General features: G+C 63.8%; 6 protein-coding genes and 3 pseudogenes. All 9 read right to left on the bottom strand.

All coding sequences use genetic code 11. From position 1 onward, the window contains the following. Positions 1–1,370 (bottom strand): 3-hydroxyacyl-CoA dehydrogenase NAD-binding domain-containing protein (locus E7813_RS16510; RefSeq protein WP_291575615.1); only part of this gene is annotated, 1,370 nt, incomplete at its 3' end. A 2-nt stretch (positions 1,371–1,372) separates the two neighbouring features. After that, complete coding sequence (locus E7813_RS16515; RefSeq protein ID WP_291575617.1) at positions 1,373–2,656, bottom strand: acetyl-CoA C-acetyltransferase; 1,284 nt, start codon at positions 2,654–2,656, stop codon at positions 1,373–1,375. Then, the gene (locus E7813_RS16520) at positions 2,656–4,926 is read right to left on the bottom strand and encodes an acyl-CoA dehydrogenase (protein WP_291575619.1); all 2,271 of its coding nucleotides are present in this window, start codon (positions 4,924–4,926) and stop codon (positions 2,656–2,658) included. The genes E7813_RS16515 and E7813_RS16520 overlap by 1 nt, the downstream gene beginning before the upstream one ends. A 412-nt stretch (positions 4,927–5,338) precedes the next feature. After that, the gene (locus tag E7813_RS16525) at positions 5,339–5,971 is read right to left on the bottom strand and encodes a flavin reductase family protein (RefSeq protein WP_291575621.1); all 633 of its coding nucleotides are present in this window, start codon (positions 5,969–5,971) and stop codon (positions 5,339–5,341) included. A gap of 147 nt (positions 5,972–6,118) precedes the next feature. Then, complete coding sequence (locus tag E7813_RS16530; protein WP_291575623.1) at positions 6,119–6,730, bottom strand: TetR family transcriptional regulator; 612 nt, start codon at positions 6,728–6,730, stop codon at positions 6,119–6,121. 18 nt (positions 6,731–6,748) lie between these two features. After that, positions 6,749–9,888, bottom strand: a pseudogene (locus E7813_RS16535) (efflux RND transporter permease subunit). Between the two features lie 14 nt (positions 9,889–9,902). Next, positions 9,903–11,008: pseudogene (locus tag E7813_RS16540) on the bottom strand (efflux RND transporter periplasmic adaptor subunit). 64 nt (positions 11,009–11,072) lie between these two features. Beyond that, positions 11,073–11,573 (bottom strand): hypothetical protein, encoded by a 501-nt coding sequence (locus tag E7813_RS16545; protein WP_291575626.1) that lies wholly within the window; start codon positions 11,571–11,573, stop codon positions 11,073–11,075. Between the two features lie 68 nt (positions 11,574–11,641). Beyond that, positions 11,642–11,821: pseudogene (locus tag E7813_RS16550) on the bottom strand (cytoplasmic protein); the annotation flags it as partial.

Raw genomic sequence — 11,821 nt, forward strand, 5'->3', positions numbered from 1 at the left:
AAGAAATGCAAGCCGACCAGCCGTTCGGGCTTCGCCAGCGTCGAGCGCAAATCCTGCAGCGGAATGCTGGAGGTGTTGGTGGCCAGAATCGCGCCCGGCTTCATTTTCGGTTCCAGCCCGGCATAGACCTTCTGCTTCAGCTCGAGCTTTTCCGGCACGGCTTCGATGATGAGGTCGGCGTTGCGGACGCCCTCACCGTCGAGATCGGGCATCAGCCGGTCCAGCGCGTCGCGGATGTCGGTCGGCTTGTGGATGATCTTGCCGAACAGGTCCGCGGCGCGCTTGATGGCGCCGGCGATCGGGTCCGGCTTCATGTCGGCGAGCGTGACCCGCAGGTCCTTGCTGGCGCACCATGCGGCGATATCGCCGCCCATCGCGCCGGCGCCGATGACGTGAACGTGGGCAACCTTGTTGCCGCTTCCCGCCAGTTTCTTCATCTGCTCGCGCAGGAAGAACACCCGGATCAGGTTCTGCGCCGTCGGCGTCACCATCAGGTTGGCGAACGAGATCTTTTCGGCCGTCAGCATCGCCGCCTTGTCGCCGCCGTGCCTTTCCCAGAGATCGATCAGCGCGTAAGGCGCGGGATAATGCTCGTGCGGCGCGGCCTTTTCGGCTTCGGCGCGCATCCGCGAGGCGAGGAAGCCTCTGACTGGGCCGGCGTTCAGGACGGTGTTGAGAATGCCGGGCCGGGCGCGTTTCAAGCGGCCGAACACTGCGTCCTTGACTGCGTTGCGGACGTGCCGTTCCTGCGTTACCGCATCGACCAGGCCGAGCGACTTCGCCTTGCGCGCGTCGATCGTCCTGCCGGTCAGCATCAGCGTCATCGCCTGCATCGGGTTGACCAGATGCGTGAAACGCGCGGTGCCGCCGAGGCCGGGATGCAGGCCGAGCATCACTTCCGGAAAGCCAAAGCGCGCGCCGTCGATCGCAATCCGCGACTGGCAGGCGAGCGCCACTTCGAGGCCGCCGCCAAGGCAGAAACCGTGGATGACGGCGACGGTCGGAATCTTCAAGGCTTCGAGACGGTCGATCACCGCGTGCGCCCGGCCGATCGAGGTCTCGACCAGGCGGGGATCGGTCGCGCCGCGAAATTCATTGACGTCGGCGCCGGCGATGAAGCCGGATTTTTTCGCCGAGCGAATGACAATTCCGGTCGGCCGCTGGCTTTCCAGCGCCGCCAGCACCTTGTCCAGTTCTTCGATGACATCCCCCGACAGCGTGTTGGCGCTGGCGTCCGCGCGATCGAACAACAGCCAGGCGATGCCGTCGGCGTCGCGGGTGAGCCTGAAATTGCGGTAGGCCCCGGTGTCGGGCTTCGGCCCTAATTCGAGCACGCGATCGGCGAGAACGTCCAAGACTCTCGAATCCATCATCACACCGTCTCTATCAGCATCGCGCCGCCCTGCCCGCCGCCGATGCATTCGGTGGCGATGCCGCGCTTGGTGCCCAGTCGTTTCATCGCATTGACCAGATGCAGCACGATGCGGTTGCCGCTGCAGCCGACGGGATGGCCGAGGCTGATGGCGCCGCCGTCCACGTTGAGCTTGGTGCGATCGATCTCTCCGGCCGCGCCCTCGAGCCCGAGAATCTCGCGGCAGAATTTCTCGTCGTTCCAGGCGGCCAGACAGCCCAGCACCTGCGTGGCGAACGCCTCGTTCAACTCCCAGGTCTCGATATCCCCGAGCGACAATTTATTGCGCTTCAACAGTTCGGTCGCCGACAATACCGGGCCGAGGCCCATGATGCTGGGATCGAGCGCCGACCATTGGCTGTCGACAATCACGGCCTTGGGCACAAGACCATGCTTTTTGACCGCGTCTTCCGAGGCAAGGATGGTCCATGACGCGCCATCGGTGATCTGGGAGGAATTGCCGGCGGTGACCTGGCCCCAGGGGCGCTCGAACACCGGCTTTAATTTCGCCAGCGTCTCCGGCGTCGAATCCGGCCGCACCCCGTCATCGTGGTCGTAGAACTTGCCGTCGCGCGCGAACGATGTCTCGACCTCGCCCTTGAGCCAGCCTTGCGACTGCGCGTTGGCCAGCCGCTTGTGGCTCTCGGCGGCGTAGGCGTCGGATTGTTCGCGGGTGACGCCGAAGAGGTGACCGACCACTTCGGCGGTTTGTCCCATATTGAGTTCGGTGATCGGATCGGTCAGTCCGCGCTCGAGCCCGATGATCGGCTTGAAATAGGCCGGGCGAGCCTTGGCGATCGCGGCGAGCTTGGCGAGAATTCCCTTGGCACCGGCTAGTCCCGCAAACCAGCGCACCCCCTGCTGCGGCCACACCAGCGGCGCGTAGCTCAGCGCTTCGGCGCCGCCGGCCAGAATCAGGTCCGAAACGCCTTCGCGGATATAGCGATAGCCGGTATCGATCGACTGCATGCCGGAGCCGCAATTGATCTGCACGGTGAAGGCCACCATCGCCTCGCCCATGCCGAGCCGTAATGCCGCGACCCGCGCCGGGTTCATCTCGTCGGCGATGACGTTGACGCAGCCCAGGATCACCTGGTCGAAGGCGGCAGACGCGAACGGTTGCCGGGCCAATAGCGGCCGGCCGCATTGCACGGCGAGATCGACCGGGGTGAACGGGCCCGGTCCGCTGCGCGCCTTGAGGAACGGCGTCCGGCTGCCGTCGATGATGAAAACCGGCCGCGCCATCAGCTTGCCGCCCTTGTTTCGCCGATGTTCTGGAAGAATTGATGCACGTCGGCGGGCTTCTTGTAGATCGGCGACAGCGCTTCCGGCGCGAAATCGTCGACCTCGATCACCTTCGAGACCGCTTCATGCGCCACCGCAAGCCGGTCGCCCTCGGCTTGCGTGATGACGCCTTTCTTGACCGCGTCTTTGACGTCGTGCAGGTGGGCGGCGCGCATTTTCTTGGCGATGTCCTCCGCGCCGGTGACCAGCAGGAATGCCTTCTCCAGCCGCGCCGCGCCCCTGTCGTCATCGACATGAGACAGGTTCGGCGTCAGGCGATCGCGCGCCGCCGACGGCTCCAGTATCAGCTGCGCGCATTGATGGACCACGATATCGGAAGCGCCGAGCGCGCGGGCGCCCAACGGCTGGACCAGGAATTTGAGGATGAAGGCGATCGGACGGTTGGGGAAATTCGCCAGGATTTCCGCAAAGCGGTTCTCGATGGTCTTAAAGCCGCTCGCCATGCACCATTCGAGCAGGACGAAGTCGGCCTGCTGCCGGCCCTCGTCCTGCCAGCGTTTCAGCGCGGCGGACAATAAATACAGCTCCGACAGGATGTCGCCGAACCGCGCCGACAGCATTTCCTTGCGCTTGAGCGCGCCGCCGAGCGTGAGCAGCGCCATATCGGCGCATAGCGCGAACGCCGAGGAGTAGCGCGAGAGCTGGCGATAGAATCCGCTTGCCGCGCCGGCCTCCGGCGCCGGCGCGAACAGGCCGCCGGTCCAGCTCCGGCCCCAGGTCCGGAACAGCGTGACCACGCTGTGACCGACATGTTTCCAGAATGCCTTGTCGAATGCATCGAGCCCCCTGGCCTGATCCTGGTCGCCGAGCGCGTTCATCTCTTCCAGCAGATAAGGATGCGCGCGGATCGCGCCCTGGCCGAAGATGATCAGGTTGCGGGTCAGGATATTGGCGCCCTCCACCGTGATGCCGACCGGCACCGAGCGATAGAGATTGCCCATGTAATTCTGCGGCCCGTCGATCACCGCCTTGCCGCCGTGGATGTCCATGGCGTCGTCGATGACGGTGCGCATCCGCTCGGTGGCGTGCAGCTTCATGATGCCGGAAATCACCGCCGGATGATGGCCCTGGTTGAGCGCGGCACAGGTCAACCGCCGCGCCGCATCGAGCAGATAGGCGGTGCCGGCAATCCGGGCCAGCGGCTCCTCGATGCCTTCGAACTTTCCGATCGGCACGTTGAACTGCTCGCGAATCCGCGCATAGGCGCCGGTGGTGCGCGCGGCATAGGCCGCACCCGCCGCCGACAGCGACGGCAGCGAGATGCCGCGTCCGGCGGCCAACGCCGTCATCAGCATTTTCCAGCCCTGGCCCAGGCGTTCCTGGCCGCCGATGATGTGATCGAGCGGAATAAAGACGTCGCGGCCCCAGTTCGGGCCGTTCTGGAACACCTGCATCGCCGGCAGATGGCGATGGCCGATCTCGACGCCGGGCAGGTGGGTCGGAATCAGCGCCACGGTGATGCCGAGGTCATCCTCCGAACCGACCAGGTGGTCCGGGTCATAGGCCTTGAAGGCGAGCCCCAACAACGTCGCGACCGGGCCGAGCGTGATGTAGCGCTTGTGCCAGTTGAGGCGCAGGCCCAGCACCTCGCGGCCCTCGAAACTGCCCTTGCAGATGATGCCGCTGTCGATCATGGAGGCGGCGTCGGAGCCGGCTTCCGGGCTGGTCAATCCAAAGCAGGGAATATCGCGTCCGTCGGCAAGCCGCGGCAGCCATTGCTGCTGCTGCTCGCCGGTGCCGAACCGCATCAGCAGCTCGCCCGGCCCCAGCGAATTGGGCACCATCACGGTGACGGCGGCCACCAGCGAACGCGAGGAAATCTTGCGGACCACTTCGGAATGCGCGTAGGGCGAAAAGCCAAGGCCGCCATATTCCTTCGGGATGATCATGCCGAAGAATTTCTTCTGCTTGATGAAGTCCCAGACTTCCGGCGGCAGGTCCCGCCATTCCCAATTGATCTTCCAGTCGTCGAGCATGACGCAGAGCTCGTCGACCGGGCCGTCGAGAAAGGCCTGTTCTTCCGGCGTCAGGGTCGCCGGCGCATTGGCCAGCAGTTTCGACCAGTCCGGATTGCCGGTGAACAGGTCGGCGTCCCACCAGACGTCGCCGGCCTCCAGCGCCTCGCGCTCGGTGTCCGACATCGGCGGCAATACCGTGCGCGCCCAGGAGAAGATCGGCTTGGTGATGAAATCGCGGCGAAAGGTGCTCATGGCGATGTCCTCGTGGTCGAAACATCCGCGCGGCCGAAAGGCCCGCATTCGCTGGATAGGCAACCCAATTTAGCAGGAAAGCGCAGGAATCATTTGATAGTTCGCATTCAGGGTAAAGCGAAATTGATCCGGCCTCGATACAATCTAACGACTATAGGGGACTTCCGTTCCGAAAACGCTGTTCTAAGCGATATTTAGAGCAAAATGAATCTCAAGTGAATCGGCGAATGTGCGAACTGGTTGTCACCTCGCCCCGCTTGCGGGGAGAGGTCGGATCGCCCTTGCGATCCGGGTGAGGGGGTACAGTTCTATCAACTGACAGCAATTTCGCGGATAGGCCCCTCTCCCCACCCTCTAAGAGCGAGCTTCGCTCGTCTCGACCCCGCAAGCGCGGGGCGAGGGAGAACCAAGGTCAATCCGGCCGGGTCATCTCGAACATGGCGTCCGGCCTGATCTCGAAATAATCGCCGCGGCGGCCGGCCCGCACGATCGGGCGCGCCAATGCAGTCTGGTAGACGCCATCCTTGATGAAGGCCTTGTCGATATGGACGGCCACCACCTCTCCCAGCGTGAGCCAGGCCTGCGCCTTCCTGCCGTCGGCGCCCTGCAACTGGATGATCTGGGTCAGCTTGCATTCGAACGACACCGGACTTTCCGCCACCCGCGGCACCTTGACGAGCCTGCTCGGCGCCGCGGTCAATCCGGCGATGGTGAATTCGTCGACATCATGGGCGACATGCGCCGCGGTGGCGTTCATTTGTCTGGCCAGATCCATGGTGGCGAGATTCCAGACGAATTCGCCGGTCTCCTGGACGTTGACGACGCTGTCCTTCCAGGACGTGGAGGAAAAGCCGATGATCGGCGGAGTGTAGGCGAAGCCGTTGAAGAAGCTGTAGGGCGCGAGATTGACGTTGCCCTTGGCGTCGCGCGACGAGATCCAGCCGATCGGGCGCGGGGCGATGATGGCATTGAACGGGTCGTGCCTGAGGCCGTGGCCGCTCGCCGGCTCGTAGAAGTGGATGTCTTTGGGGCTCGATGCGTCCATGGCGATATTCCCTTCAGCCTCATCTAGGCTGTCATTGCGAGGAGCAAAGCGACCAAGCAATCCATGCTGTCATGCCGCCCCTGGATTGCTTCGCGGAGCCTGTCATCGGGCGCGCATTGGCGCGACCGGTTGGCTCGCAAAGCTTCCTCAACGCCTCACCGCACCGCGCAGCGCAAGTCCCGCGAGGACAAAGTCGATCATCTGGTCGAGCGACGGTCCCGGCTTGTCGGCGGATTGCGCGATCATCTGCGGATGGAAAAACCGCATCATCGCGGTGCAGGCGCAGGCCGCCGCCAGCGGTACGTCGGGGGCCTCGAATTCGCCGCGCGCGGCACCGTCGGCGATGACGCTGCCGATGGTCTCGGTGATGCGCTCCATATGGGCGACGCAAACCTGCCAGCTCTCCTCCATCGCGATCTCGACCATCTCGTGCAGCTTGGAATCGCCGACGTAACGCTCGGAATTCATGCGGTGGATCGAGGTCATCAGTTCACGCAGGCGCTGCGCCGCCGGCCCGGGCCGGGCGGCGATCGAGTGCGCCGCGTCCTCGACCTCGGCCATCAAGCCGCGCGCAACGCCCTCGTGGATCGCCTTCTTTGAATCGAAGAAGCGATAGACGTTCGCCGGGCTCATGCGCAGCACCTTGGCGATATCGGCGACGGTGGTCTTCTGGTAGCCGATTTCGCGAAACAGGCGCTCGGCGACCACGAGAATCCGTTCTCGCGTGTCGGTTTCGCTATTTTCCGAAATCAGCGTCATGGGGACTCTACTGTTCAATTATTCCGCGGCCGCGGCAAGCGGAAATGCGGGCTGCACTTCATCCTGATGCTGCGGCGCAAGGTCGGTGTGCTCGCTGGACCGCTTTCCTCAAGGCTGTTGCGGAACCAGAGCGCGTAGAGACCCGGCAAGTACAACAGGGTCAGGAAGGTTGCAACAAACAATCCGCCCATGATGGTGATCGCCATCGGGCCCCAGAACGCCGAGCGCGACAGCGGGATCATCGCCAGGATCGCGGCCAGCGCCGTCAGCACCACCGGGCGGGCGCGGCGGACCGTCGCCTCCACGATGGCTTCCTTGCGGGCCAGGCCATGGGCCACGTCGGTTTCGATCTGGTCGACCAGAATGACCGCGTTGCGCATGATCATGCCGGCCAGCGCGATCAGCCCGAGCAGCGCCACGAAGCCGAACGGCTGGTTGGCGACGTTCAGCCCGAGCGAGGCGCCGATAATGCCGAGCGGCGCGGTGAGAAACACCAGCAGCAGGCGCGAAAAGCTCTGCAACTGGATCATCAACAGCGTCAGCATGACGATGACCATCAGCGGAAACAGGACGAAGATCGAGGCATTGCCCTTGGCGGACTCCTCGATCGCGCCGCCCATCTCGATCCGGTAGCCCGGCTCGAGACTGTCGCGAATTGACTGCAGCTTCGGCCAGATCTGGTTGGTCACGTCGGGCGCCTGCACGCCATCGACGACGTCGCCGCGCACCGTGATCGCCATGTCGCGGTTGCGCCGCCACAGGATCGGGTCCTCGTGGGAGTATTCGATCCTGGCGATCTGCGAGAGCGGCACCACGACCCCGTTGCGCGAGGTGACGCTGAGATCGCCGACATGGCCGAGATCGAGACGCTCCGACGGCACCGCGCGCGCGACCACGCCGACCTTCTCGACGCCGTCGCGCACCGTGGTCACCGGCGCGCCCGAGATCAGCATGCTCAACGCCTGTGACACGTCTTGCGGGGTGAGGCCAAGCGCGCGGGCGCGATCCTGGTCGACCACCAGCTTCAGGTACGGCGTCTCTTCGTTCCAGTCGAGCTGCGGATCCTTGACCTTGTCGTTCTGCCTGACCACGTCGCGCACCCGGTAGGCGATGTCGCGCACGATGCTAGCATCCGGCCCGATCACCCGGAACTGGACCGGGAAGCCGACCGGCGGACCGAAGTTGAAACGATCGACCCGCACGCGGGCTTCGGTCAGTGCGCCATCGTCGACCGCCTTCTCCAGCCGCGCCTTGATCCGCTCGCGCGCCTGGACATCTGTGGCGACGATGACGATTTCGGCAAAGGATTCATTCGGCAGTTGCGGGTTGAGCCCGAGCCAGAACCGCGGCGAACCCTGACCCACATAGGCGGTATAGGTCGAAATATCGCCGTCATCCTTCAACAGCTTCTCGGCCTTTTTGACCGACTGCTCGGTGACATGGAACGCGGTGCCCTCGGGCAGGCGCAATTGCAGGAACAATTCGGGCCGCTCGGACAGCGGGAAGAACTGCTGCTGCACATGGCCGAAGGCCACAATCGACAGCGCGAAGATTCCGACCGTCGCCGGCACCACCTTGACGCGATGGTTGACGCACCACTGGATCATGCCGCGCAAGACGCGATAGAAACGCGTCTCGTACACCGCATGCGGATCGTGGTTGTGGCTGACCGTGATGTTCGGCAAGAGCTTGACGCCGATATAGGGCGTGAAGATCACCGCGACGAACCAGGACGCGACCAGCGCGATCGCCACGATCCAGAAAATGCCGCCGGCATATTCGCCGAACGCCGAATTGGCAAAGCCGATGGGCAGGAATCCAGCCGCGGTGACCAGCGTTCCCGTCAGCATCGGGAAGGCGGTGGATTCCCAGGCAAAGGAAGCGGCGCGGACGCGGTCCCAGCCCTGCTCCATCTTCACCACCATCATCTCGACCGCGATGATGGCGTCGTCGACCAACAGGCCGAGCGCGATGATCAGCGCGCCGAGCGTGATGCGATGCAGGTCGAGCGACATCGCATTCATCACGATGAAGACGATCGCCAGCACCAGCGGCACCGACAGCGCCACCACGATCCCGGTGCGCCAGCCCAGTGCGACGAAACTGACGAACAGCACGATCGCCAGCGCCTCGATGAAGGAGTGCACGAATTCGCCGACGGCATGCTCGACCACCTTGGGCTGGTCGGCGATCTGGTCGACATTGATGCCCTGCGGCACCGCCTTCATGAACTCCGCGGTGGCGTCGGCGACATCCTTGCCGAGTTCGAGAATGTTGGCGCCCTTGGCAGTGACCACGCCGATCCCGAGCGCGGGCTTGCCTTGCTGGCGCACCACGAAACTCGGCGGATCGACGAAACCATGGGTGACGGTGGCGATATCGCCGAGGCGAAACACCCGGCCGTTGCTTTCGACCGGCGTCTCCGCGACCGCCTTGGCGCCGTCGAGCGCGCCGGTGACGCGCAACGCCACGCGCTGAGAGGAAGTCTCCACGGTGCCAGCCGGCACGACGTTATTTTGCTTGGCCAGCGAATCGAACAATGCCTGCGGCGTTATCCCGAGCGTCGCCAGCTTGGCATGGGAGAATTCGACGAAGATCTTCTCGTCCTGGGTGCCGTAGAGATCGACCTTGGTGACCCCCGGCACTTTCAGGACCCTCTGGCGCATGCCTTCGGCGGCCTTTTTCAACTGCGCATAGTCGGCGCCGTCGCCGGTCATCATGTAGAGGATCGAATCGACGTCGCTGAATTCGTCGTTGACGACGGGGCCGAGCAGATTGGCCGGCAACTCGCCTTGCACGTCGGCCAGCTTCTTGCGCAGGAGATAGAACAGATAGGGCACTTCCCTGGGCGGGGTCGAATCCCTGAACGTGACCTGCATCGCCGTGAAGGACGGCTTCGAATAGGTCTGCACCTTTTCGAAATAAGGCAGCTCCTGCAGCTTCTTCTCGATGGGGTCGGCGACCTGCATCTGCATCTCGGCGGCGGTCGCACCCGGCCAGATCGCCGACACGTTCACCACCTTCACCGTGAAGAACGGATCTTCGGCGCGGCCGAGCCGCTGGTAGGAGAAGAAACCGGCCGTGCTGAGCGCGATGACAAGGAACAGGATCAATGCGGGATGGCTGACCGCCCAGCCGGACAGATTGAAGCGTTTCATCGTGCCCTCCTCCCTCAAAACGACAATGACGAGACGACGCGGACCTTCTGGGCCGGATCGAGTTTCTGCCGCCGAAGGCGACGACCCTGGCGCCTTCGTCGACGCCGCCGGTAATGACGACATCGTCGGTTTCGTAGGATTTCACCGTGACCGGCTTCAACGTCACCTCGCCCTTGTCGTCGACGATGTAGAGCGAGGGATCGCCGCCTTGGCTGAACAATGCCGACAGCGGCAGCCGTGCCACGCGCATCGTCGTCGCATCCGCCAGCGTCAGCGTCGCGGTCATGCCGAGCGAGACCTGATCGCCCGCGTCAGGCAGCGAAAATTTTGCCAGATAAGTCCGGGTCGCGGGATCGGCCGAAGGCGCGATCTCGCGCAGTTTTGCCGCGTATTTCCGCTCGGGCTCGGACCACAGCGTCACCGAGGCGGTGCCGTCTTTCGCCCGCTCCAGCAAAGTTTCCGGTATCGCAACCACGGCTTCCTTTTCGGCAAAGCGCGCAACCCGGATTGCGGTCTGGCCGGAGGCCACGACTTGCCCGGCATCGATCAGGGTCGCGGTGACGACGCCGCGGCTGTCGGCAAGCAGCGTTGCGTAGGACAGCGAATTGTTGGTGAGTTCGACCGAACGCTCGGCGCGATTGAGGCGCGCGCGGGCTTCATCCGCCGCGGCCTTGCTCTGGTCGAGTTGCGCGTCCGTGGTCCAGCCCTTGACCCGCAAATCCCTGGCGCGGGTCTCGGCGGCGGCGGCCTGCGCCAGCACGCCGGTGGCGGCACGGAGTTCGGCCTCGGCCTGTTCGGCCTGCAGTTGCAGGTCGACCTCGTCGAGCGTCGCCAAGGGTTGGCCGATTTCGACGGTCTGGCCGACCTCGACCAGGCGCTTGGCGACCTTGCCGGGCACGCGGAAGCCCATGTCGGTTTCGATCCGGGGCTTGATGGTGCCGACGAAACTGCGCTCCGGCGATTCCGCCTCGTAATGCACGGTCGCCACCAGTACCGGACGGGAGGGCGCTGTTTTCTCGGCCACCTTGTCATCGCAACCGGTCAGCGCGATTGCCAGCAGCGCCAGCGATACTCCAGCCAAGAGCCTGGAATAGCTTGCTAAAATGGAACGAACGAGCATGACCACTTCCCTCGATTAAAGCCGAGGAAAGTGTGAATTACGGAATGACGATTGTCAATATTCGTCAGTAATCATGATTTCGTGAGCGGAATGACGGTTCGGCAAGCCACCTTGGTCGGGGAGCGCGACTACGGCGCAGTGCTTTTCGGCCTACCGCTTCGCCCGCGTGCCGGCCGTTTTCCTCCTGGTTTTCTTCGCCGTCTTTTTCGCGGCCTGCCTTGATTTCCCGGCGGCAGGTTTCTTTCCGGCCTTCGCAGCGGATCTCTTGATGGATCGTCTGGCGGACTTGCTCACCGGTTGCCCCGGCTGTTTTTTTCTTGCGCGCCTTCTTCGCCGGTTTTGCCACGACGCGTTTCTTCTTCCGGGCACCGGTGATCGGCGCGACCATCATCGGCTCCGAAACAAAACCGTCGGCGGCCATCGGCATGTAGGCTACCGCCTGCTCGCCGGGCTTGAGCGCCGGTTCTTCCGCGCTCAGGGCGTGATTGGCGGCGTCCGCAGCAATGTTCGCGATGTCTTTGACCTTATCAGTGAATTTTTCCAGGATCGATTTGTCGTTGCCCATAACGCCCTCCAATAGCCCGGTTGGCTGGAACTAACCGGGATTGAGGCTGCCGGTTCCCGCGAAATGCCTCATTGCGCCAGCTGAAACCGCTCGAAACGGTGCAGTTCTTCCTCGATGCGGCGCTTCAGCTCCTTGCGTACGTTCTTCCTCGCGCCGTTGCCGACTCAGCTCCATTTCTGCATCAGCAATTTCCGGTTCTTGCGGTCGGTCTTGAGATCGAGCGCCGCGACGATGTCGTCACCGACCAG

It is taken from the genome of Bradyrhizobium sp. (assembly GCF_004799405.1).
Taxonomy (GTDB): Bacteria; Pseudomonadota; Alphaproteobacteria; order Rhizobiales; family Xanthobacteraceae; genus Bradyrhizobium.

Bases quoted from the DNA above. Each gene is read 5' to 3' on its own strand.
- E7813_RS16515 (WP_291575617.1), bottom strand. From the start codon at position 2,656: ATGGCGCGGCCGGTTTTCATCATCGACGGCAGCCGGACGCCGTTCCTC.
- E7813_RS16520 (WP_291575619.1), bottom strand. From the start codon at position 4,926: ATGAGCACCTTTCGCCGCGATTTCATCACCAAGCCGATCTTCTCCTGG.
- E7813_RS16525 (WP_291575621.1), bottom strand. From the start codon at position 5,971: ATGGACGCATCGAGCCCCAAAGACATCCACTTCTACGAGCCGGCGAGC.
- E7813_RS16530 (WP_291575623.1), bottom strand. From the start codon at position 6,730: ATGACGCTGATTTCGGAAAATAGCGAAACCGACACGCGAGAACGGATT.
- E7813_RS16545 (WP_291575626.1), bottom strand. From the start codon at position 11,573: ATGGGCAACGACAAATCGATCCTGGAAAAATTCACTGATAAGGTCAAA.